Here is a 23,149-nt window from a genome sequence, read left to right on the forward strand (position 1 = left end):
AAACACAATCGAATCAAAATTATAATTATAAGATATAAACACCGTTAGCAGTTTAACCGTGTTGTATGGAGCAATGACTAGATGAAAAAACCTATTTATTTGGATTATTCTGCCACTACGCCTGTAGACCCACGTGTAGCAGAAAAAATGATGCAGTGTCTAACTATGGACGGCATCTTTGGTAACCCTGCGTCTCGTTCACACCGTTTCGGTTGGCAGGCAGAAGAAGCAGTAGACATTGCTCGTAATCAAATTGCAGATTTAGTAAATGCAGACCCACGTGAAGTTGTTATTACGTCGGGCGCTACTGAATCAAACAATCTTGCGATTAAAGGTGCTGCGCATTTTTATCACAAGAAAGGCAAGCACATTATTACAAGTAAAATTGAGCATAAAGCTGTGCTTGATACTTGTCGCCAACTTGAGCGTGAAGGTTTCGAAGTAACGTATTTAGATCCGACTTCTGAAGGTCTAATTACAGTAGAAATCCTTGAAGCTGCAATCCGTGAAGATACAATTATTGTTAGTATCATGCACGTGAACAATGAAATTGGTGCGATTAACGATATCGCTGCATTGGGTGAACTTTGTCGTTCGAAGAAAGTTTTATTCCATGTAGATGCTGCGCAAAGTGCGGGCAAATTACCAATCGATTTTTCTGAACTGAAAGTAGATATGTTATCAGTATCGGCTCATAAAATTTATGGCCCTAAAGGTATTGGTGCATTATACGTTCAACGTAAACCACGTATCCGCTTAGAAGCGCAGATGCACGGTGGCGGTCATGAACGTGGTATGCGTAGTGGTACACTTGCAACTCACCAAATCGTGGGTATGGGTGAAGCATTCCGCATCGCTAAAGAAGAAATGCAACAAGATACAGACCATGCTGAAGCATTACGTAAACGTTTCTGGGCTGGCATTGCAGATATCGAAGAAGTATATCTAAATGGTCACGCAGAACAACGTCTAGTAAGTAACTTGAACGTAAGCTTCAACTTTGTTGAAGGTGAGTCATTAATGATGGCACTGAAAGACCTTGCGGTTTCTTCTGGCTCAGCTTGTACATCTGCAAGTTTAGAACCGTCTTATGTACTACGTGCATTAGGCCTAAACGATGAAATGGCGCACAGCTCAATTCGTTTCTCATTCGGTCGCTTTACGACAGAAGAAGAAGTGGACTACGCAACCAGTATCATTAAAGAAAACATCAGTAAATTGCGTGACATGTCTCCTTTGTGGGAAATGTTTAAAGATGGTATCGATTTAAGCACTATCGAGTGGGATCACCACTAAGAAGTACTAATCGTTCCCCTTTGTTTCACGAAAATTTATATTCAGTTTGAAGGAGTTATATCATGGCTTATAGCGAAAAAGTAATCGACCATTATGAAAACCCACGTAACGTAGGTTCATTTGATAAAAATGATCCAACAATAGCGACCGGTATGGTTGGCGCACCAGCTTGTGGTGACGTAATGAAGTTACAACTTAAAATTAATGCTGATGGCATCATTGAAGATGCTAAATTCAAAACTTACGGTTGTGGTTCTGCTATAGCATCAAGCTCTTTAGTTACCGAATGGGTAAAAGGTAAGAGTATTGAGCAAGCTGGCGAAATTACTAACACGACGATTGCTGAAGAGCTTGAATTACCACCAGTGAAAATTCACTGTTCAATTCTTGCTGAAGATGCAATTAAAGCAGCTATTGACGATTATAAAAAGAAAAAAGAGTCTTAGGAGTTAACATGGCTGTTACCTTATCTGACTCTGCTGCTGAACGTGTTGCGACTTACCTTGATAAACGTGGTAAAGGTGCTGGTTTACGTCTAGGTGTGAAAACATCTGGTTGTTCTGGTCTTGCTTATATCCTTGAGTTTGTTGATGCTGTTGATGAAAGCGATGAAGTTTTTGTTGAGAAAGGCGTTACCGTGATCATTGATAAAAAGAGCCTCGTTTATCTTGATGGAATCGAATTAGATTTCGTTAAAGAAGGTCTGAATGAAGGGTTTGAATTTAAGAATCCCAACATGAAAGGCGAATGCGGCTGCGGTGAAAGCTTCAGCGTGTAATATTGATATGCCCAAATAACGTCGTTATTTGGGTTTTGTTTATTTAATCTATCCATTAAAGGTCGTCAGATGAACCATTTTGAGTTGTTTGGTTTACCCGTTAATTTTGAACTAGATAGTGCCGGTTTAGCAACAACATATCGAGATCTACAACGCACACTACACCCCGATAAATTTGCTAATGGCAGTGAGCGAGAACGCTTATTATCAGTGCAAAAATCTTCCCAAGTTAATGATGCTTATTCAATTCTTAAGTCGCCGATCCAACGTGCAGAGTATATCCTTGCCATTTGTCATGAAGATATTCGTGGCGAGCAAAAAACCTTGCAAGATCCAATGTTTCTAATGCAACAGATGGAACAGCACGAGCGTCTTGAAGATATTCCGCATTCTGCCGATCCTGAACAAGAAATTGCAGACTTTGATGATGAGCTAAGCTTATCAATCAAACAATATTTGCAAGAGTTTAATGAATTGGTCAGTATTGAGCATTATAATGACGCGGCGAACGTAGTGCGTAAATTAAAATTTGTTTATAAACTGCAGACACAATTAAGTACACTTGAAGATAGTTTACTTGATTACTAATCAAATAATTTAAATTTAAGAACCTAAAACATGGCATTACTTCAAATTGCTGAACCGGGTCAATCGGCGGCACCTCATGAGCATAGACTTGCAGTCGGTATTGATCTTGGTACGACTAATTCATTAGTGGCAAGTGTCCTTAGCGGCAGCGCTAAAACGTTAGTTGATAATACTGGGCTAGATATTCTACCGTCAGTGGTTCGTTATACTACAGATTCAATTGTTGTTGGTGAAGATGCTGCACAACAAGCTGTAATGGACCCAGAAAATACAATTTCTTCAGTAAAACGTTTGATGGGAAAATCATTTTCAGACATTGATACTGCTCGTATTCCAAATGTAGTTGTTGAATCGGCATCTGGCCAACCGTTAATTAAGACGGTAGCGGGTGAACTGAATCCTGTGCAAGTTTCTGCAGAAATACTAAAAGCATTAGCAGCCCGTGCAACGGAGTCTTTGGCCGGTGAACTGAACGGTGTTGTTATTACGGTTCCTGCTTATTTTGACGATGCCCAACGTCAAGGTACTAAAGACGCCGCAAATATTGCGGGTTTAAATGTATTACGTTTATTAAACGAACCAACTGCAGCTGCAATCGCATATGGTTTAGATGCTGGTCAAGAAGGCGTTATTGCTGTTTATGATCTTGGCGGCGGTACTTTTGACATCTCTATTTTACGTCTAAATAAAGGCGTATTCGAAGTACTGGCAACCGGCGGTGATTCTGCACTGGGTGGTGATGATTTTGATCATTTAGTGGCAGATTGGATCAGTACCGAAGCTGGACTTGTTGGTGAGCAATCATTAGCGATGCAACGTTTGTTATTAAACCAAGCAAAACAAGCAAAGCAGGCACTAACAGACAATGATACAGTTGATATCACCCTGTCATTAGATGCTATTAATTGGCAGGGTTCATTAAGCCGTGCAACGTTTGAAACGCTTATTCAGCCATTAGTTAAGCGTACTTTACTTGCTTGTCGTCGTTCGTTAAAAGATGCCGATATCAGTAAAGATGAAGTACTTGAAATTGTCATGGTTGGTGGCTCAACTCGTGTACCGTTAGTGCGTGAAAAAGTCGGTGAGTTCTTTGCTCAACAGCCGCTAACTAGCATTAACCCAGATAAAGTTGTTGCGATTGGTGCTGCTATTCAGGCTGACGTATTAGTGGGTAACAAACCTGATTCAGATTTGTTATTACTCGACGTAACACCGCTGTCATTGGGTCTTGAAACTATGGGTAACCTAGTTGAAAAAGTGATCCCACGTAATACCACAATCCCAGTGGCACGTGCGCAAGAGTTTACCACGTTTAAAGATGGTCAAACGGCAATGACAATTCACGTGCTGCAAGGCGAACGTGAACTTGTGAGTGATTGCCGCTCATTAGCGCGCTTTTCATTAACTGGTATTCCACCAATGGCGGCTGGCGCTGCACACATTCGTGTGACGTTCCAAGTTGACGCTGATGGTTTATTAAGTGTCTCTGCGATGGAAAAATCATCAGGAGTCTCTGCTTCTATCCAAGTTAAACCGTCTTATGGTTTGAGTGATGATGAAGTGGCAAACATGCTTAAAGACTCAATGACGTATGCGAAAGAAGACGTAACAGCGCGTATGTTAGCAGAGCAACAATTAGAAGCTGACCGTGTTATGGAAAGCCTAATAGTAGCCTTACAACAAGACGGTAAAGCCTTGTTGTCAGATACAGAGCAAGCTGCCATTGAAAGCGCGATCCAAACGCTTTATAAGATCCGTCAAGGTGGCGATAGAGATGCGATTGAAAAAGAAATTGAAACAGTCGATAAATTAACACAAGATTTTGCTGCTCGTCGTATGGATGCATCTATCCGTAAAGCGTTGCAGGGTCAGTCGGTAGATAAGGTCTAAGAAATGCCAAAAATTATATTTTTACCTCATGAAGAACTATGCCCAGAAGGTCTCTCTGTAGAGGTTGAAAAAGGTGAAACAATCCTTGATGTTGCATTAAGAAACAAAATTATTATTGAACATGCTTGTGAGAAATCATGCGCCTGTACTACTTGTCATGTGATCGTACGTGAAGGCTTTGAATCATTAGAAGAAAGTGATGAGCTTGAAGATGACATGTTAGATAAAGCATGGGGTCTTGAACCGGATTCTCGTTTAGGTTGCCAAGCAGCTGTAGCGGATAAAGATCTGGTTGTTGAGATCCCTAAGTATACGCTGAACATGGTTTCTGAAAGCCATTAATAAGCGATTGGCTTGCTGTCTTGTTTTGCGCTTAAAGGCAACGCACAAATAGCTTAAGACAACTAAACTGAAAGTAACAATAGGTTAGTTATAACTGAGTGTTACTTTTAGAGAGGTCTTATGGCATTAGCATGGTCGGATAGCCGAGATATTGCAATCGAACTTTTCGAACAATATCCAGAGCAAGATCCGCAGCAAGTCAGATTCACCGATTTACGCAAGATGATTATAGAACTAGACGATTTTACCGATGATCCCAATCATTGTGGTGAACGCGTACTTGAAGCTGTCTTACTTGCTTGGATTGATGAATATTAACTATTTATATTCAATATAGAATAAGCCCATAGTTAGCATAACGCTGATTATGGGCTTTTTTTTGTGCTTTAACTTGTTAATATGAAAGTTAAATCAGGTGATATATAACATAACGTATTGCTTACACGTCAAAATAAAGGATATTCAATGAAGGATTTCATGAGCGTTGAGCTAACTGTTGCTCCCGCTGACAGTTTTTGGGGCAAGAATGCATTAGTGAGTTTTAATGCTGGTGTTGCATCTATCCATCTTGCTGACTTTGGTGCAGACAGTGCATTACAAGTACAACGTGCGGCGCGTAAATTATCCAATCAAGGCATAGCTAAAGTGACCTTGCAAGGCGAGTTATGGAACACTGAATTACGTATTGCATTTGACCAAGGTTATTACACCGCCAAAGAAACACAACAAGCCTGCTTCGGTTTAGAGTCTGTGACTAGCACTGAAAAGAAGGCGTTCACTGACTTTCAAAAAGCCAGCCATTGGGTGCGTAAAACCATTAATACTGATGCTGAAGAAATGTATCCGGTTAAACTAGCGCAAAGTGCGGCAGACCTGTTATTACAACTTGCACCAGATGCGATCACTTACAAGATCATTGCTGGCGAAGAGTTATTAACTCATGGCTTCACCGGTATTCATACTGTTGGTCGTGGCAGTCAGCATCCACCGGCTATGTTACAACTAGACTTCAACCCAAGCGGTGATGTCGATGCGCCAGTTGCAACTGCATTAGTGGGTAAGGGCATTACCTTTGACTCGGGTGGTTACAGTATTAAACCATCAGAACCAATGACGGCAATGAAGAGTGATATGGGCGGTGCAGCGACATTGACGGGTGCATTAGCATTAGCAATCAGCCAAGGCTTAAATCAACGTGTACAGCTGTTCTTATGCTGTGCAGAGAACATGATCAGCAGCAATGCCTTTAAACTTGGCGATATCATTAAATATAAAAATGATATCACTGTAGAAGTGCTTAATACCGATGCTGAAGGCCGCTTAGTATTAGCTGACGGTTTGCTTGCTGCAGAAGAGAACTCGCCGTTACGTTTGATTGATGCAGCGACACTAACAGGTGCAGCTAAGATGGCGCTGGGTCGTGATTATAATGCGCTATTTGGTTTTGATCAGGATTTGGTTAATTCAGTATTAGCGAATGCCAAAGCAGAGAATGAATTTGCTTGGCAATTACCATTAGAAAAATGGCATCAACAGCAATTACCATCAAGCTTCGCCGATATGGCGAATATCCATGCTGGTGAAGGTCGTGCTGGGGCATCAACTGCTGCTGCGTTCTTATCACGTTTTGTACGTGAAGACGGGCAAGGTTGGTTACATTTAGATTTAGCGGGCTGCTATCAAAAAGCCGCTAATGATTTATGGGCTGTAGGCGCAAAAGGCCATGGTATTCGTACTTTAGCTAAAACCTTACTCGACGCTTAAGGCATACCGTCTCGGCTATGCTGACAAAAGTCATAAACAAAAAAATGCCACTGTCATCTAAGATAACAGTGGCATTTTTGTAGCTAACGACTAATCGCTAGCTGTTATGCAGTAACTTAAGCAACAGCTTCAGTTTTTGCTTTGTTCTTTTTTGCTGGTTTAGCTGTGCCATTTGCACGTGCACGCCAGTCAGCATTCAATTGATTTACAAGTGATTTATCAGCAGCAAGGTCAATTGGATCAAAGTCATCAACGTTAATTGTACGTAGACGGCCTTCCTCAGCAACTTTCAGCAGTTCTGCTTCATCAGCCGTAATTTGCTTGTTAGCAAGCGCTATTTCAGCAAATTTATCCAGGTAGATGAATGCTTGTTTAGTACCATTTTCTTTACACACACGGATGAAGATAGGATCTGCAACTATGATGTCTCTCAAGGCTTTCTCTTGTAGACCAACAGGATTACCTTCCTCTTCAGTTAGGTACATGTCAGTTGCTAGACGACTACGCGCTGCAGAAGGAACTTGCAGTAAAGCGGCAACAACATGGTCTAATTTGTCAGTCGGACGCGATAGACGTTTACCTGCTGGTAATACCATTGCACGTAGTGCGATACCAACGGCACGAACAGGGAAGTTACGTAATAGCTCATCAATTGCGTGCTCAGCTTGATATAGCGAGTCTTGCAGAGCCCAATGCACAAATGGTAGATCATCTTTTTGACGACCTTCATCTTCAAAACGTTTTAGCGTTGCAGACGATAGGTATAGTTGACTTAAGATATCACCAAGACGCGCAGAAACACGTTCTTTACGTTTCAGATCACCACCAAGTACGCCCATCGATACGTCAGATAGGAAGGCTAAGTTGGCACTTAAACGGTTCATCTGTTGATAATACTGTGCAGTTTCATCTTTAAATGGCGTTGCAGAACCTTTACCGTTAGTAATACCCATTACAAATGAACGGAAGAAGTTAGACATTGCAAAACCAACATGACCAAATAATGCGGCATCAAAGTCTTGTAGGCCTTTCTTATGATCGCTAAGTGCAGCAGCAGTCAATTCTGGTAATACGAATGGATGACAACGGATTGCACCTTGACCATAAATGATCAGGTTACGGGTAAGAATGTTTGCACCTTCTACCGTAATTGCAACTGGAGCGGCTTGATAACTACGGCCGGCCATGTTGTTTGGACCAAGACAGATACCTTTACCACCTGATATGTCCATTGCATCGATCGCACATTTTTGTGCACGGTCGGTTAAATGCATTTTCACAATGGCAGTAATTACTGACGGTTTTTCACCTAAATCGATCGCACTTGTTGTTAGTGTTGATGCTGCGCCCATCAGGTAAGCATTACCACCAATACGTGCTAGCGGCTCTTCAATACCTTCCATTTTACCAATCGCAAGTTTAAATTGACGACGGATAGCAGCGTAAGAACCCATGCCTAGCGCGGCTAACTTAACGGCACCTGCAGAACAAGACGGTAGGGTAATACCACGACCAACAGACAGACATTCAACGAGCATGCTCCAGCCTTTACCGGCCATCTCTGGACCACCAATGATATAATCTAATGGTACAAATACTTCGTTACCTATAGTTGGACCATTTTGGAACGGTAAGTTAAGTGGGAAGTGACGACGACCGGTTTCAACACCTGGGATATCCGTCGGGATAAGCGCACAAGTAATACCGATGTCTTCTTTATCACCCAATAGACCATCTGGATCACGCAGTTTAATCGCTAGACCAAGTACTGTCGCAACCGGAGCTAAAGTAATATAACGTTTGTTCCAAGTCAGTTTCATACCCAGAACTTCTTTACCTTCAAATTCGCCTTTACACACGATACCGAAATCAGGAATGCCGCCTGCATCAGAACCTGCTTCAGGGCTTGTTAGTGCGAAACATGGAATTTCGTCGCCAACCGCTAAACGAGGAAGGTAGTAATCTTGTTGTTCTTTAGTACCGTAGTGTTGTAATAATTCACCAGGTCCTAATGAGTTAGGTACACCAACCGTGCTCGCCATTACTGAGCTTGAGCCAGTTAGTTTCTGCAGTACCATAGATTGTGCTAATGCAGAGAATTCTAGACCACCGTACTTTTTCTTAATGATCATGGCAAAGAAACCCTTAGTTTTAAGGAATTCCCATAGCTCAGGAGGTAAATCAGCACGTTTGTGGGTAATATCAAACTCGTCAGCCATACGACAAGCTTCTTCTACTGGACCGTCAAGAAAGGCACGTTCTTCAGCAGTTAATGCAGGCGCAGGTACGTTGTGCAGTTTTTCCCAATTTGGTTTACCGCTGAATAAATCCGCGTCCCACCAAGTTGTACCAGCTTCCAATGCTTCAGTCTCTGTTTGAGACATTTCCGGCATTATTTTACGGAAGCCTTTTAAGATAGGCGTTGTTAAATAGCCTTGACGAATACTGGTGATATTTAATGGTAGCGCAATTACAGCAGTTATTATCCAAATAGCTAATGGCACATCACCGAAATATGAAACGGCTGCAAGTGCAATAAAAAATGCACCAGTAAAGGCAGCTAATGATGCTCTTTGGTAAGATAATGTACCAAATATTGCCACTAAGGCTAATAGTGAGATTGTGGTTGCCATGATTTTCTCCTTTCATTAAGCAACTAAATAGCAAAGTCAGAGGTCAGACCAGAACGCTGGTTTGAGTATTAGTTCTAGTTGATAATTATTAAATTAGCAAGTTTTTTACATCTAATTTACATAGTATTTATAGAACCTGTAGTTAAACGCTTGTTTTTAACCTATTGGGTTTACAAGTGTTCACCGATAATAGCGTTGTTGAATTGATAATTTAATTGCCTAATTGCTTTTATTTTAGGTCAGTTCGGCCAAGAAATAGTGCTCGACGTTACTCACAAGTAGGTACTTAGTGGCTGTTAACTAAGCATTTATTCATACCTAAAGCTTATTTTGGTTATGCTTAACCTTTTATTTATGTGGGTGATACAGGTACATTATTTTGTGAAATAATAGTACTATTATAGCAATATATTTTAGTCGTAGAGGCGATAAAAAATGACAAATTATCAAGGCTTAATTCAGCAAGAATTAGTCGAAGCAGCACAAGTTTTAAATGATTTTTTAGCTGACCCGAAAAATGGTGCAAATATTGAAGCCGCTGCCGCATTATTAGCAGATTCATTTAAAGCTGGTGGCAAAGTGTTATCTTGTGGCAATGGTGGCTCCCATTGTGATGCGATGCATTTTGCAGAAGAGTTATCAGGACGCTATCGTGAAAATCGTCCAGCAATGCCTGGTATTGCTATTTCTGATGTGAGCCATATGTCTTGCGTGAGTAATGACTTTGGTTATGAATATGTATTTTCACGTTATGTTGAAGGTATTGGCCAGCAAGGTGATGTGTTATTAGGGCTTAGCACCAGTGGTAATTCGCAAAATGTCTTAAATGCGTTTGCGGCTGCGAAAGCCAAAGGCATGAAGACCATAGCCTTAACCGGCAAAGATGGCGGTAAAATGGCGGGCATCGCTGATATCGAAATTCGTGTGCCACATTTTGGTTATGCTGACCGTATTCAAGAGATCCACATTAAAGTGATCCATTTACTGATTCAGTTAGTCGAAAAAATGATGGGTTATGCTGATTAATCTCGATCTTTTGGCTATATGATATTGCATAATTGTGCATGCTATCGCGTTATTTACCATAGACAGTTGCTTGGCAATAAGTAGAATGAAAGATAGTTAAATGAATTTAGCCTTAGGGCTATTGTTGTAAACCATAAAAGTGAAGTTATCAGTATATGTGTGAATTATTAGGTATGAGCGCAAATGTACCTACCGACATTTGTTTTAGTTTTTCTGGGCTGATGCAGCGTGGTGGTAAGACTGGACCACATTCTGATGGTTGGGGAATTACTTTTTATGAAGGCAAGGGTTGCCGAACTTTTCGTGATCCTAAGCCAAGTTGCGAATCGAAAGTCGCGCAATTAGTGAAAAATTATCCGATTAAAAGCCAGGCGGTTATTTCGCATATTCGTCAAGCTAATCGTGGTGGTGTGGCATTAGAAAACACCCATCCTTTTACCCGTGAGTTTTGGGGTAAGAACTGGACCTATGCGCATAATGGCCAGTTGACCGACTACCAAGGTTTAGCAACGGGGTTTTATACACCGATTGGTGAAACGGATAGTGAATTAGCATTTTGTTGGATTTTGCAGGAAGTAGCTAAAAAATTCCCGAGCAAACCTGATGATATGAAAGCTGCATTCCGTTTTATTGCCAGCCTATGCGATCAGTTAAGAGCATTAGGTGTGTTTAATTTATTATTAACAGATGGCGATTTTGTATTTGCTTACTGTACCAATAATTTACATCATATTATTCGCGAGGCGCCGTTTGGGCATGCCCAGTTGATTGATGAAAATATTGAAATCAACTTTGAGACCGAAACGTCAGATTCGGATGTTGTTGCTATTATTGCCACGCAACCGCTGACGGATAATGAAGTGTGGCACAAAATGCAGCCGGGTGAATTTTGTGTATTTTGTCGTGGTACTGTTATGTTGACTAATATGTAATTAATTAACACATGTTATTAATGGATAGCCATAAAAAAAGCCTTTATGCAGTAATGCGATAAAGGCTTTTTATTATCTAGGATTAGGGTATTAACTTAGTCCGCAGCGTAGCCGCTTTCAGCTAATGCTTCACCATCAAGAACCGCTTTGCCATTTGTCATCGCAAGGCGTCCAGCACAGAACCATTGGATAACCATCGGATAAATCATGTGTTCTTGAGTATGCACTCGTGAACTTAATTCTTCGATGTCATCTTCTGAAAATACCGGTACTTTTGCTTGCAAGATTACTGGACCTGCGTCTAGTTCTGGCGTTACAAAATGTACTGATGCTCCATGCTCTTCATCACCATTATCCATAGCGCGTTGATGAGTATCTAAACCTGGATATTTAGGTAATAGAGAAGGATGTATATTCAGCATCTTGCCAGCATAATGCTGTACAAAGTCATCACTTAAAATACGCATGTAACCCGCTAACACAATTAGATCTGGTTGGTATTGATCAATTTGCGCCATTAGCTCTGCATCAAATGCAGCGCGATCAGCGAAATCAGCTTGGCTAAGTGAGATTGCATCTACACCCGCTTGCTGTGCTCGCTCTAGGCCGTAAGCAGTACTCTTATTACTAAAAACAGCAGTTACCTTACCGTTAATAGAACCTTGTTCACACTGGTCAAGAATGGTTTGTAAATTACTGCCATTACCTGAAACCAATACAACGATAGATGCTTGTTTAGACATTATTTTATCTCTACTTGTTCTTCATTTTCTTCAGCGTCTGCAATGTCACCGATTAACCATGCATTTTCGCCATGGGCAGTGAAGATTTCCAGTGCTTTTTCAACTTGTGATTCAGGTAGGGCGATAACCATACCAACACCACAGTTAAACGTACGATACATTTCAGTACGTTCAACGTTACCTTTTTCTTGTAACCAGTTGAAAATTTCAGGCCACTGCCAGCTACTTTCATCAACGACAGCTTTTGTTAGTGCTGGTAGTACACGCGGAATATTTTCCCAGAAACCACCACCAGTAATGTGTGATAAAGCGTGAACTTCACACTCTTTCAGCACAGCTAGCACAGACTTAACATAGATGTTAGTAGGCGTTAGAAGAGTATCACCTAGTGTTGAATCACCAAATGCTTGACTTGGATCTTCTTTTGAAACTTCAAGGATTTTACGAACTAAAGAATAGCCGTTCGAGTGAGGGCCACTCGATCCTAAAGCAATCAGTTTGTCACCCGCAGCAACTTTAGTGCCGTCGATGATGTTTTCTTTATCTACAATGCCAACACAGAAGCCAGCAATGTCAAAATCTTTACCGTCGTACATACCTGGCATTTCAGCAGTTTCACCGCCTGTTAACGCACAACCAGATAATAAACAACCTTCGCCAATACCGGTAACAACAGCTGTAGCTACATCTACATCTAGCTTGCCTGTTGCATAGTAATCTAAGAAGAATAGTGGTTCAGCACCTTGTACAATAAGGTCATTCACACACATAGCAACTAAATCGATACCTACCGTATCATATTTAGCTAAATCGATAGCGAGGCGTAGTTTCGTTCCTACACCGTCTGTTCCTGCGACCAACACTGGTTCTTTATAACCAGTAGGTAATTGGCAAAGAGCGCCGAAGCCACCTAGACCACCCATCACTTCTGGGCGTTTAGTTTTTTTCGCTACACCTTTAATGCGTTCTACTAATGCATTACCTGCGTCAATATCAACGCCTGCATCTTTATAACTTAGAGAAGTATTTTGGTTGCTCACTGGATCCCTCACAAACTAATCGTATCAATTGGATTAAAAAATCGCCGCCATGTTAACAACTTTAACCACATAATAGAAACAAAATTATAGCTTGTTTGACCTGCTAATAGATTTTATTCTTAACTCTGGCTTTTCCTTGGAATAAGCTATCATTATAGTGCCATTATTGGTAATATTGCGCGTTTTTATATCGTAGTTACTTTGATTTTATTAGGAGATTCCATGAAAGTTGTTGAAGTTAAACATCCTTTAGTACGTCATAAATTGGGTTTAATGCGCGCTGCTGATATCAGCACTAAACGTTTTCGTGAACTTGCAACAGAAGTGGGTAGCTTACTTACTTATGAAGCAACGGCTGATTTAGAATTAGAACAGAAGACTATTGAAGGTTGGAATGGCGATGTTACCGTTGATCAAATCAAAGGTAAAAAAGTAACAGTAGTGCCAATTTTGCGTGCTGGTTTAGGTATGATGGATGGTGTGTTAGAACATATGCCAAGTGCACGTGTAAGTGTTGTTGGTATTTACCGTGATGAAGAAACGCTAGAAGCAGTTCCTTATTTCGAAAAAATCGTTCACAGCATTGATGAACGTTTAGCGATTGTTGTTGATCCTATGTTAGCAACAGGCGGTTCTATGATCGCAACATTAGACCTGTTAAAAGCTAAAGGTTGTAAGCACATTAAAGTACTTGTACTTGTTGCTGCACCAGAAGGTCTAAAAGCGTTAGAAGAAGCACACCCAAATATCGAGCTTTACACTGCATCTATTGACGAACGTCTAGATGAAAAAGGTTATATCGTTCCAGGTCTAGGTGACGCTGGCGATAAGATCTTCGGTACTAAATAACTACAGTCACAAGATACTTAATTAATTTTTTTAATTGAGTAATGCAGACATCAACTACCGTTGATGTCTGCTTTTTTATTTGCTTCTTGCTTTTAATCAACTTGATTCCCCACTAAATATCCGCCCCACAGCAATAGCACATTTAGCACATAGATCTCTTCAATATCGATATTAAAGTATCGGTCATTTTTAATTTGTTTATTATCCATAGATATGATCCCTTCATTTTAATCTAACTCCTTGATACTTTAGTATGGTAACTGTTTCTCTATCTCGCTAATTAGTTAATGCGATAGAATATGTTTGGACATAGCCAATGGTTTGGTTATTATTTGAGGTCTATTAATCATGCTGGCTATGTTATTATTCAAATCATCAATTTGAGTCATCACGTTACTGTTAAAAAGGATCGTATGAAGCGTTTATTTCCTGTTTTATTATCACTGTTATCTCTTCTTCCCTTAACCACGCAGGCGGTTGAGGTTGAGCAACTTTATTCAGCATCAGTTATAGCGGTTGATAATAAGTCTAACCGTGATCTACAAAAAGTGGCCTTTGCAGAAGTGCTGGTTAAAGTTTCTGGTAATGCCACAATAGCGGCGGATCCGGTAATCAAAAAAGCATTGATCAATGCCCGTGAGTACTTAGTCAAGCAAGCTGAAGAACATGTCGATGGCGAGCGCTATTTACAAACAAGCTTTAATGAAAAAAAAGTAAATCGTTTATTGCGCGGCAGTGAATTTGGAGTATGGAGTCAGAATCGTCCACAGCAAATTGTCTGGCTAGTAGTTGATGAAGATTTTAACCGCAGTGTCAGAGGCGAAACTGACACTGATTATGCTGAGTTTATTGATGCGATTAAAGCGCAAGCCAATAAGCGTGCGATCCCCGTTTTATTCCCTGTGATGGATCTTGATGATCAATTGCAAGTCAGCAGTAGCGATTTGTGGGGCCAGTTTACAGATCCAGTCGAACTTGCTTCAACCCGCTATGCTGCAGATAATTATATTATTGCTAAGATCATTAAGCAGAATGATGATTATAAATTAACTTGGAGCATGTACGGTCGTAGTAATAGCAATCAAGCATTCGAGATTTGGTTGAATGGCCAAGCTCAAGGTGAGCTTGCTGTAATCGGCACTAAGTTAACCAATAGCCTCGCTAATCATCTTGCGGAACGTTATAGCGTAAAAGCATCTGGTAACAATGAAGTGGTGTTTTTAAATGTAGATGCTGTTACTGGCATTACTGATTACGCAAAATTAATCGCTATGTTTGCGGATTTATCAGCGGTAGCACAAGTTGATCTTGAAGCCGTTTCTGGATCTAGCATACAGCTAAAATTAGTATTGCTTGGCACCCAGCAAGATCTATTAACTGAATTGTCGTTAGATCTACGGATCAAAAGTAGTAAAAATGCCTTTGATGACATGAATTTTCAGTGGAACGCGATAAATTAAGCAATTTTATATTGTGTTTTTTGGGTAGCCGTTCTCTATCGGCCATTGAGGTGCTACAATGGCCACACTAATCTAATGATTGTATGAAAGGGTGATATTGAACACTCCAGCACAACTTTCTTTACCAGTCCAATTGCCCGATGGTGAAACTTTCGCGAGTTTTTATCCCGGTGCTAATGTCCAGTTACTCACAGCGTTAAAAAATGCTGCTGTAGGCGACGGTGATCCATTTATTTATCTATTTGGTAACCGGAGTTCGGGCACCTCCCATTTACTCCATGCAACTTGTACCGAGTGTACAGACTCCGATCGTTCAGCTGCCTATTTACCAATGGAAATGTCTGCCATGATGTCACCATCAGTATTAGATGGTATGGAACATCTCGATATGGTTTGTATTGATAATATTGAAATGATCGCCGGGATCCGTGAGTGGGAAGTTGCACTATTTAATTTTTATAACCGCTGGCGAGATAGTCATGAGCAAGCTAATCCAGGCTCTCTGATCGTCACCGGCAATAGTGCGGCGCGCCATTTAGGTATTCAATTACCGGATCTGTTATCTCGATTAGATTGGGGAGTAAGTTACCAATTACAACTACTTGATGATGATGGCAAGTTGGCTGCATTACAATTACGTGCAGAGTTTAGAGGATTGAAGTTACCTGTTGATGTTGGCCGCTTTCTGTTAAACCGCTCATCGCGTGATATGAAAACCCTGATTGCGACATTAGATCGATTAGATCAAGCGTCAATTAGTGCGCAACGTCGGTTAACTATTCCATTCGTCAAAGAAATACTTTCTCTGTAAGTCGACTCTTCTATCGACACTGCTGAAATCTTTTTATAGCAGATAAAAAAAGGAAATAGGTTCGATGACACTATTTCCTTTTTTGTTATTCCGCGACAGTTAATTAATCTTTGTGCTGTGCTTTATATGCTTCTTCTCGTTCTTTTTCTTCAGCCATCACGACTTTTAGCTTATCCAGACCTAGCCCTAACTCTTTGCCCTGCATGCGTGCATAAATGCCATTACCAAATAACATACAGTTGGCTAAGGCAAACTCTAATATAGCTAAATAACGCTCATCAGGGTCGGTATACATGATGGTTAATGAATGCATGTAATAGATCATCACCACAAAGTTACTCCACGCCGCGGTATAAGGCTTACCTTTTACTAAACCGTAAAAGGGGATTAACAAGGGGAAGATCCAAATGAAGGCTTTGGCTAATGGATTCGACTCATGTGCAGCTTGACGCTCTAACCATTTTTGTTTTTCGGCCTCAACCTGTGGTAATAATTCAGGGTTCACGTCAGCCATCGCAGTGAGTTCTGCCAGTGCTTGTGATTGCGTATGATCTTGTATTTTTTCTGGTGTTAACCACAGTTGCCATACGAACATCAGTATGATCAGGCCAAAATAGCCAAACAGTCCTAAGAATCGATATCGAGTAATACGTTTTTGTGTATCTTGTGTTGTTGGAATCGTTTGCATTATTTGCTCGTTGTTAGAGTATTGCTAAAACATTTTCAGGAGGACGACCAATCGCAGCTTTGCCGTTTGCTAATACGATAGGGCGCTCGATCAGTTTCGGTGTTGCGATCATGGCGGCGATAAGTTCGTCATTAGACAGATTTTCGTTATCTAAACCTAAAGCTTTATATTCAGCTTCTTTAATACGCATCAATTGACGTGGCGCTAATGCGAGTAAATTCAGAATTTGTTGTAATTGCGCTGCAGATGGTGGTGTTTCTAGGTATTTTACGATGCTGGGTGTGACACCTTGCTCTTCTAATAGTGCAAGCGTTTGACGGCTTTTAGAGCAACGTGGATTATGATAAATAGTGACACTAGTCATGGCTTGGCCTATTCCTTAAAACAAGTCTTAAAAAAAATGGGGATCCTTAAAGTCCCCATTTTGCCTTTTTTCCTGTCCCTTGGCTAGTTTTGTAATGCCTGCATTTCTAGCTTTTCGGCCTCAATTTGTTCCATGTGCGCATCAATGCGAGCTATGTCTGCCGAACCTGTTGCCAGTGTGCGTGCAGATTGTAGTTCGTTAAGGGCTCTGGGATAATTTGCTTTGAGCTGTGCCAAGTTGGCGCGTTGTACGTACATTTTGACGTTATCATCGGTTTGGCGTAATAAATCAATATAAATACTCAAGGCAATCATATCTGTTTCATTACTACGTAGATAATCCCTAATTAGCTTTTTCGCCTGGTCATACTTTTTCGCTTGCTGTAATGCGACTGCTAAATTAATGGTAGTAACCGGATTATTGGTATACCTATTATTGGCTTTTTGTAATCGCGCGATGGCTTCGTCATTGTGTTTGAGTGCTAAATCGATATCAGTAAGGGTATCCAGATAAAACAGATTATTGGGCTGCTTGCTTGCCAATGCGACCACGATGTTCTTCGCTTCTGCATTCTTGCCGAGTTGGATTAACGCCAGTGCTTGGCCATATAATGCGGCATCTTTTAAGATGAATTTTTTAGTTTTAAGTTGATGTTCAAAGAATTGCAGGGCTTCTTGCGGTTTTAAGGTGCCATAACGGACTTGAATACGCGCTTTAGCTAATTGATAGTCTAGGCTAGGTTGATAGTAACGACTTGGGTACAGTGCCGCCCTATCACGTGCTTCGGTAACACGGGTGGTTGGTAGTGGGTGAGTGATCAACATTTGTGGCGGCGTTGAGCTAAAGCGATATTGCTCTGCTAATTTACCAAAGAATGTCGACATAGCTGCCGGATCGAAACCAGCATTTGCCATGACCTGAATACCAATACGGTCCGCTTCAAATTCATTGGCACGGGTATAGTTAATTGCTGATTGTGCATTAATTGCCACGGTGGTTTGTAACATAGCAATACCAGCAACCGGGTTGGCGATACCTAATAATACCGCACCGACCAAACCTGCCACGGTTAATTGGCTATTTCCTGCCTGTGCTTCTAAACTGCGCGCAAGATGGCGCTGGGTAATATGTGAGATCTCATGGGCAATAACCGAGGCAAATTCTGATTCGTTTTCGGCATATAAGAATAACCCGGTATGCACCTTGACATAACCACCGAGAAAAGCGGCGGCATTAATTTCATCATCTTTGATTAAGAAAAAATTAAACGGAAAGCGCACTGAATCGGTTTGGCTAATTAATTTAGCCCCTAATTCGGCAATGTACTCTTGTAGGACTGGATCGCTGACCATCGGAAAAGAGCCACGCGCGACTTTGATAAAGGCTGCGCCATATTGGCGTTCCTGGTCGATAGATAAAGCGGTAACGCCAGCGGTACCGATTTCCGGAAGCTTATTAGTCGCTTGCACTGAGCTTATTAAGCCCAATGCGCCGACAAATAATGCGGTACTGGTTACACGCAATATTTTTTTGAGATACATTCTTTTTAAATACAAGTGGCGACCTATGCGATGAAAACTAAGTAAATCTAGTTAACATAGTAGAACATATTATTAACCGATAACAATGACAAATAGTCAGACGGCCCATAATAGGTAAAGTTCCTAGGCTGGTTTGGTTAATTTTTGTTGATAACAGATAAGATATTTACGCTTTTGTGGAAAAAATGGTACTAATCCTGCTAAAATCGACCAGTATTTATTTCAAATTTAAAATGAGAGTGAATTAAGATGGGCAGAGCATTCCAAAACCGTAAATTATCGATGGCTAAAACAGCTGGCATGAAAACTAAGATCTACTCTAAATATGGTAAAGAGATCTATGTATGCGCAAAAACGGGTGGTGGTGACCCTGACCACAACTTAAGCCTTCGCCGTATCATTGAAAAAGCGAAAAAAGATCAAGTACCTACTCATGTTATTGACCGTGCTATCGAAAAAGCAGCTGGCGCTGGCGGTGAAGATTATGTACGTGCAAGTTATGAAGGTTTTGGCCCTGGTAACTGTATGGTTATCGTTGAGTGTCTAACGGATAACGGTAAACGTACTTTCACAGATGTTCGTCAAGCATTCGTTAAGAATGGCGCGAAACTGGGTGCGCAAGGTTCGGTATCGCACATGTTTGATCATCAAGCAGTATTTGAATTCAAATTTGATGATGAAGATGCGGTATTAGAAGCGTTAATGGAAGCTGAAGTTGATGTTGCTGATGTAGAGAATGAAGACGGTACTATTACTGTTTATGTTCCACACACTGAATTCTTCAAAACTAAAGTAGCATTATCAGAAGCCTTTGCAGATATTGAATTTGATGCTGAAGACATCACATTCCTACCGCAAATTGAAACTGAAGTTGTTGGTGATGATGCTGAAATGTTCGAACGTTTTCTTGCTGCACTAAACGACAGTGATGACGTTCAAGAAATTTATCACAATGCGATCGTTGCTTAATTAATCGTTAAGTTAATGCTTTGTGGTGTTTAACACCGTGCATAAAAAAGGCCGATTACCGTTTCTTTATCAGAATGGTAACCGGCCTTTTTTGATCTGGTTAGTCGTCACGACCTTAACATGTTCTTAAGAACGAGAGTGACTAAGCAAATTACATTTTTTTGCAGTATGCAGAAATGATCACCATCGCAGTACCGTTGGCACGGCCTTGAATGTGTAATGGATTATCTGTTAAACCGATATTACGTACCGCGGTACCACGTTTGATCACTAAGCTTGAACCTTTAACAGGTAAATCCTTGATGATGTTTACGTTGTCGCCAGCTTGTAAGATAGTACCGTTAGAGTCACGTGCTGGAGTATCAGTCATTGCTGCAATTAGCACGCCTTTTTCAGCCCATGCTTTTACGTCTTCTTCTAGATACATCATATCAAGAAGGTCACGTGACCAGTCTGCATCTAAACGGTTTAGCATACGGTATGCAAGTACTTGTACTGCAGGTACTTGGCTCCACATGCTGTCGTTTAGGCAACGCCAATGATTTTCATCAAGCGTTTCTGGGTTGCTAATTTGATCAAGGCAAGTACCACAAAGCATTACTGCACAGTCAGAGCTTTTTTCTGGTGATTCAGGTAGCTCATAAGCTGATAGGTTAGATTCTGCTGTGCACATTTCACATTTAGAACCACTGCGTTGTAATAACGTTGTTTCGATAGACATTGAATTAATCCTCTAGATTTTGTGGGGCTATTATGCCACAACGTGAGTATTTTGGGTATCTCACAATCGATGTGACCTTGATGTTAGTCGTTAAATAATTGCTTAAATCGCTAAATCTACTTTGCTAATATCACAATCAGCAACTTAGCTAGTTGAATTTAGCCATCTAACCTCGCTACACTGATTTTTTGTTCAGTCGGAGTTCACATGGAAGCCAGTGTATTATTTGATGAGTTAGCCACGGATGATGGTCATGCAGTTGGTATTATTACCCTTAATAAGGCGCGTCAGTTACATGCATTAAGTGCAGATATGTTTCCATTACTGCGCCAGCAACTGCTCGCGTGGCAGTCTGATCCGCGTATTGTTAGTGTGCTACTGACAAGTACCGGTGAGAAAGCATTCTGCGCTGGTGGCGATGTTAAATCGCTGCAACAAATGTTAGTCAATACCACGGGCAGTGAAGCTAAGCAGCAAGTCGTTAGTGACTACTTTGTTGCCGAGTATCAGGTTGATTATTTATTACATAACTTTGGCAAACCGTTAATTGTGTGGGGTGACGGTATTATTATGGGCGGCGGGTTAGGGCTGTTCATGGGCGCGAGTCATCGCGTTGTTACCGAAACCGCACGTATTGCCATGCCGGAGATCACCATAGGTTTATTCCCTGATGTCGGTGCTACTTGGTTCTTAAATCGTTTACCACAACCTGGTGTCGGATTATTTTTAGGTTTAACAGGTGCAAGCATTAACGCTAACGACGCCAAATACCTTGGTCTCAGCGAGTATTTAATTCCGGCAGCAAAATATGCCGATGTGATAAAGGCATTAACCACGCTTGATTGGCAAGGCGATACTGAGTTATATCATCACCAAGTTGATCAGTTATTAACGGCGCAGTATGCCGATGCTGACTTTGCTACTGGTAATTTAGCTAAGCACCAAGCCTTGTTTACCCAGTTGAGTACTTATACTGAACTCGCTGATGTGATGGCCTGTATCCAAACGCATGACAGTTGTGATCCTTGGTTACAAACCAGTATTAAAAAACTACTGTTAGGTAGCCCAATATCGGCGCACATCTTATACCGACAGGTAAACCAATATACCGAACTCTCTTTAGCGGCCTGTTTTCGGTTGGAATTAGATCTAGCGGTGAATGTTTGTTTAAACGCAGATCTGGTCGAAGGGGTGAGAGCTTTGCTGGTCGATAAAGACCATCAACCGCATTGGTTATATAAGCAAATCAATGCTGTACCGATTAATTTTGTTGATAACTTGTTCAGTTCGCCTTGGGCAATAACGTCACACCCACTGCGCAGCCTGTAATTAGCCCCTAAATTACCGAATTATGTGACAGCTATTCCAAAGTGGGTATATAAGGTGGTTTCATTTGATATAGCCATTTATTTTGTAAGGATAAAAGTTATAATTACCTCATAGTAGTTAGCTGGTTAAATTAGCTAGATGATTATTGCTTACAATGCATTTGCAAAGTGTATTGCAGCAACAATTATTAATTTCTTTTGGAGATATATTATGAGCACTGCATTCTTTATTCCTGCATACAATCTAATGGGCGCTGGTTGTTTAATTCAAGCAGCTGACGCGATCAAATCTCATGGTTTCAAAAAAGCATTAATCGTCACTGACAAAGTGATTAATAGCATCGGCATGGTAAAACAAGTACAAGATTTATTAACTGCTCGCGATGTTGAATCTGCGGTTTTTGATGGTACTCAGCCAAACCCGACCACAGCCAATGTTGCCAGTGGTCTAGAAATATTAAATGCCGAAGTGTGTGATTTTGTCATCTCATTAGGTGGCGGTTCACCGCATGATTGCGCGAAAGGTATTGCCTTAGTTGCTGCTAATGGCGGCCATATTGCCGATTACGAAGGTGTTGATCAATCAGCAAAAGCACAGTTACCATTAGTGGCAATTAATACCACAGCAGGTACGGCTTCTGAAATGACACGTTTTTGTATTATTACTAATGAAACAACGCATATCAAAATGGCGATCGTGGATAAGAATACCACCCCGTTAATGTCAGTGAATGATCCAGAATTAATGTTAGCTAAACCAGCTTCATTAACAGCTGCAACCGGTATGGATGCATTGACGCATGCGATTGAAGCGTATGTATCAATTGCCGCGACACCGATCACAGATGCGGTAGCGATTAAAGCCATGGAACTTATCCAAGCAAATTTACGCACTGCAGTAGAGCACGGTGAAAATATCGAAGCGCGTGAACAAATGGCTTATGCACAATTCATGGCTGGTATGGCATTTAACAATGCTTCACTAGGTTATGTACACGCAATGGCGCATCAATTAGGCGGTTTCTATGACTTGCCACACGGTGTATGTAATGCGGTGTTACTACCACATGTACAAGCTTATAACGCGCAAGTGTGTCCAGAACGTCTACGTGATGTTGCTAAAGCGATGGGCGTTGATGTAACAGAAATGACACCAGAGCAAGGCGCTGAAGCGGCGATTGCATCAATTAAAGAATTAGCGTTAGCGGTTGGTATTCCAACAGGACTTACAAGCTTAAATGTAAAAGTTGAAGATATTCCTGAATTAGCTAAAAACGCATTGAATGATGCTTGTGGTTTTACTAATCCAAAACAAGCAACTCATGAAGAGATTTGCGCCATCTTTAACGCAGCGATGTAAGCTGTTGGTTAGTTAAAAGTAAAAGA

General features: G+C 41.0%; 24 protein-coding genes. 16 read left to right on the forward strand and 8 right to left on the reverse strand.

Annotated elements, in window-relative coordinates:
• Positions 1 to 81 precede the first annotated feature (81 nt).
• The 8 genes from CXF93_RS20735 to pepB all read left to right on the forward strand — a co-directional run bounded on the left by CXF93_RS20735 (position 82) and on the right by pepB (position 6,658).
• Positions 82 to 1,296: an IscS subfamily cysteine desulfurase gene (locus CXF93_RS20735; protein WP_101064405.1), complete on the forward strand. Its 1,215-nt coding sequence runs from the start codon at positions 82 to 84 to the stop codon at positions 1,294 to 1,296.
• Between the two features lie 62 nt (positions 1,297 to 1,358).
• Positions 1,359 to 1,742 carry a Fe-S cluster assembly scaffold IscU gene (gene iscU / locus CXF93_RS20740; protein WP_101064406.1) on the forward strand — a complete coding sequence of 128 codons (384 nt, stop codon included), beginning with the start codon at positions 1,359 to 1,361 and terminating at the stop codon, positions 1,740 to 1,742.
• Between the two features lie 8 nt (positions 1,743 to 1,750).
• Positions 1,751 to 2,074 carry an iron-sulfur cluster assembly protein IscA gene (iscA, locus tag CXF93_RS20745; RefSeq protein ID WP_101064407.1) on the forward strand — a complete coding sequence of 108 codons (324 nt, stop codon included), beginning with the start codon at positions 1,751 to 1,753 and terminating at the stop codon, positions 2,072 to 2,074.
• Between the two features lie 69 nt (positions 2,075 to 2,143).
• Positions 2,144 to 2,662: a co-chaperone HscB gene (gene hscB / locus CXF93_RS20750; protein WP_101064408.1), complete on the forward strand. Its 519-nt coding sequence runs from the start codon at positions 2,144 to 2,146 to the stop codon at positions 2,660 to 2,662.
• A gap of 30 nt (positions 2,663 to 2,692) precedes the next feature.
• Positions 2,693 to 4,552 carry a Fe-S protein assembly chaperone HscA gene (gene hscA, locus CXF93_RS20755; protein WP_101064409.1) on the forward strand — a complete coding sequence of 620 codons (1,860 nt, stop codon included), beginning with the start codon at positions 2,693 to 2,695 and terminating at the stop codon, positions 4,550 to 4,552.
• Positions 4,553 to 4,555: 3 nt separating this feature from the next.
• Positions 4,556 to 4,894, forward strand: a complete 339-nt coding sequence (fdx, locus tag CXF93_RS20760; RefSeq protein WP_101064410.1) for an ISC system 2Fe-2S type ferredoxin — start codon at positions 4,556 to 4,558, stop codon at positions 4,892 to 4,894.
• A gap of 120 nt (positions 4,895 to 5,014) precedes the next feature.
• On the forward strand, positions 5,015 to 5,212 hold the full coding sequence (gene iscX, locus CXF93_RS20765; RefSeq protein ID WP_101064411.1) for a Fe-S cluster assembly protein IscX: 198 nt from the start codon (positions 5,015 to 5,017) through the stop codon (positions 5,210 to 5,212).
• A gap of 147 nt (positions 5,213 to 5,359) precedes the next feature.
• Entirely contained in the window at positions 5,360 to 6,658 is a 1,299-nt protein-coding gene (gene pepB / locus CXF93_RS20770) for an aminopeptidase PepB (RefSeq protein WP_101064412.1), read from the forward strand.
• A gap of 116 nt (positions 6,659 to 6,774) precedes the next feature.
• Here pepB and fadE read toward each other — a convergent pair whose 3' ends face one another.
• The gene (fadE, locus tag CXF93_RS20775; RefSeq protein WP_101064413.1) at positions 6,775 to 9,291 is read right to left on the reverse strand and encodes an acyl-CoA dehydrogenase FadE; all 2,517 of its coding nucleotides are present in this window, start codon (positions 9,289 to 9,291) and stop codon (positions 6,775 to 6,777) included.
• Positions 9,292 to 9,726: 435 nt separating this feature from the next.
• On the opposite strand from fadE, the gene lpcA reads away from it, so the two are divergent.
• Together lpcA and CXF93_RS20785 are read left to right on the forward strand one after the other, a co-directional pair.
• The gene (gene lpcA, locus CXF93_RS20780; protein WP_101064414.1) at positions 9,727 to 10,317 is read left to right on the forward strand and encodes a D-sedoheptulose 7-phosphate isomerase; all 591 of its coding nucleotides are present in this window, start codon (positions 9,727 to 9,729) and stop codon (positions 10,315 to 10,317) included.
• 155 nt (positions 10,318 to 10,472) lie between these two features.
• Positions 10,473 to 11,249 carry a class II glutamine amidotransferase gene (locus tag CXF93_RS20785; RefSeq protein WP_101064415.1) on the forward strand — a complete coding sequence of 259 codons (777 nt, stop codon included), beginning with the start codon at positions 10,473 to 10,475 and terminating at the stop codon, positions 11,247 to 11,249.
• Between the two features lie 95 nt (positions 11,250 to 11,344).
• Here CXF93_RS20785 and purN read toward each other — a convergent pair whose 3' ends face one another.
• Together purN and purM are read right to left on the reverse strand one after the other, a co-directional pair.
• Positions 11,345 to 11,992 (reverse strand): phosphoribosylglycinamide formyltransferase, encoded by a 648-nt coding sequence (purN, locus tag CXF93_RS20790; RefSeq protein WP_101064416.1) that lies wholly within the window; start codon positions 11,990 to 11,992, stop codon positions 11,345 to 11,347.
• Positions 11,992 to 13,032, reverse strand: coding sequence for a phosphoribosylformylglycinamidine cyclo-ligase (gene purM / locus CXF93_RS20795; protein WP_101064417.1), 1,041 nt, complete (start codon positions 13,030 to 13,032; stop codon positions 11,992 to 11,994). The genes purN and purM overlap by 1 nt, the downstream gene beginning before the upstream one ends.
• A 222-nt stretch (positions 13,033 to 13,254) precedes the next feature.
• Between purM and upp the strand changes: the two genes are divergently transcribed.
• Positions 13,255 to 13,881 carry a uracil phosphoribosyltransferase gene (gene upp, locus CXF93_RS20800; protein ID WP_101064418.1) on the forward strand — a complete coding sequence of 209 codons (627 nt, stop codon included), beginning with the start codon at positions 13,255 to 13,257 and terminating at the stop codon, positions 13,879 to 13,881.
• Positions 13,882 to 13,973: 92 nt separating this feature from the next.
• Here the strand turns inward: upp and CXF93_RS20805 are convergent, their stop codons facing one another.
• Entirely contained in the window at positions 13,974 to 14,090 is a 117-nt protein-coding gene (locus CXF93_RS20805) for a uracil phosphoribosyltransferase (RefSeq protein ID WP_101064419.1), read from the reverse strand.
• Between the two features lie 204 nt (positions 14,091 to 14,294).
• Between CXF93_RS20805 and CXF93_RS20810 the strand changes: the two genes are divergently transcribed.
• Complete coding sequence (locus CXF93_RS20810; protein ID WP_101064630.1) at positions 14,295 to 15,341, forward strand: DUF2066 domain-containing protein; 1,047 nt, start codon at positions 14,295 to 14,297, stop codon at positions 15,339 to 15,341.
• A gap of 97 nt (positions 15,342 to 15,438) precedes the next feature.
• Positions 15,439 to 16,152, forward strand: coding sequence for a DnaA inactivator Hda (hda, locus tag CXF93_RS20815; RefSeq protein ID WP_101064420.1), 714 nt, complete (start codon positions 15,439 to 15,441; stop codon positions 16,150 to 16,152).
• Positions 16,153 to 16,255: 103 nt separating this feature from the next.
• Here hda and CXF93_RS20820 read toward each other — a convergent pair whose 3' ends face one another.
• The 3 genes from CXF93_RS20820 to CXF93_RS20830 all read right to left on the reverse strand — a co-directional run bounded on the left by CXF93_RS20820 (position 16,256) and on the right by CXF93_RS20830 (position 18,760).
• Positions 16,256 to 16,840, reverse strand: a complete 585-nt coding sequence (locus tag CXF93_RS20820; protein ID WP_101064421.1) for a DUF2069 domain-containing protein — start codon at positions 16,838 to 16,840, stop codon at positions 16,256 to 16,258.
• Between the two features lie 13 nt (positions 16,841 to 16,853).
• Complete coding sequence (gene arsC, locus CXF93_RS20825) at positions 16,854 to 17,204, reverse strand: arsenate reductase (glutaredoxin) (RefSeq protein WP_101064422.1); 351 nt, start codon at positions 17,202 to 17,204, stop codon at positions 16,854 to 16,856.
• A gap of 83 nt (positions 17,205 to 17,287) precedes the next feature.
• Positions 17,288 to 18,760, reverse strand: coding sequence for a M48 family metalloprotease (locus CXF93_RS20830; protein ID WP_232784280.1), 1,473 nt, complete (start codon positions 18,758 to 18,760; stop codon positions 17,288 to 17,290).
• Positions 18,761 to 18,994: 234 nt separating this feature from the next.
• On the opposite strand from CXF93_RS20830, the gene CXF93_RS20835 reads away from it, so the two are divergent.
• Positions 18,995 to 19,714 carry a YebC/PmpR family DNA-binding transcriptional regulator gene (locus tag CXF93_RS20835; protein WP_101064424.1) on the forward strand — a complete coding sequence of 240 codons (720 nt, stop codon included), beginning with the start codon at positions 18,995 to 18,997 and terminating at the stop codon, positions 19,712 to 19,714.
• A 151-nt stretch (positions 19,715 to 19,865) separates the two neighbouring features.
• On the opposite strand, the gene CXF93_RS20840 is transcribed toward CXF93_RS20835, so the two are convergent.
• Positions 19,866 to 20,435: an alkylphosphonate utilization protein gene (locus tag CXF93_RS20840; protein ID WP_017221965.1), complete on the reverse strand. Its 570-nt coding sequence runs from the start codon at positions 20,433 to 20,435 to the stop codon at positions 19,866 to 19,868.
• Between the two features lie 207 nt (positions 20,436 to 20,642).
• Between CXF93_RS20840 and CXF93_RS20845 the strand changes: the two genes are divergently transcribed.
• Together CXF93_RS20845 and yiaY are read left to right on the forward strand one after the other, a co-directional pair.
• On the forward strand, positions 20,643 to 21,764 hold the full coding sequence (locus tag CXF93_RS20845; protein ID WP_101064425.1) for an enoyl-CoA hydratase/isomerase family protein: 1,122 nt from the start codon (positions 20,643 to 20,645) through the stop codon (positions 21,762 to 21,764).
• Positions 21,765 to 21,974: 210 nt separating this feature from the next.
• Complete coding sequence (yiaY, locus tag CXF93_RS20850; protein WP_101064631.1) at positions 21,975 to 23,123, forward strand: L-threonine dehydrogenase; 1,149 nt, start codon at positions 21,975 to 21,977, stop codon at positions 23,121 to 23,123.
• The last annotated feature ends 26 nt before the right edge of the window (positions 23,124 to 23,149 follow it).

Source organism: Moritella sp. Urea-trap-13 (assembly GCF_002836355.1).
Classification (GTDB): domain Bacteria; phylum Pseudomonadota; class Gammaproteobacteria; order Enterobacterales; family Moritellaceae; genus Moritella.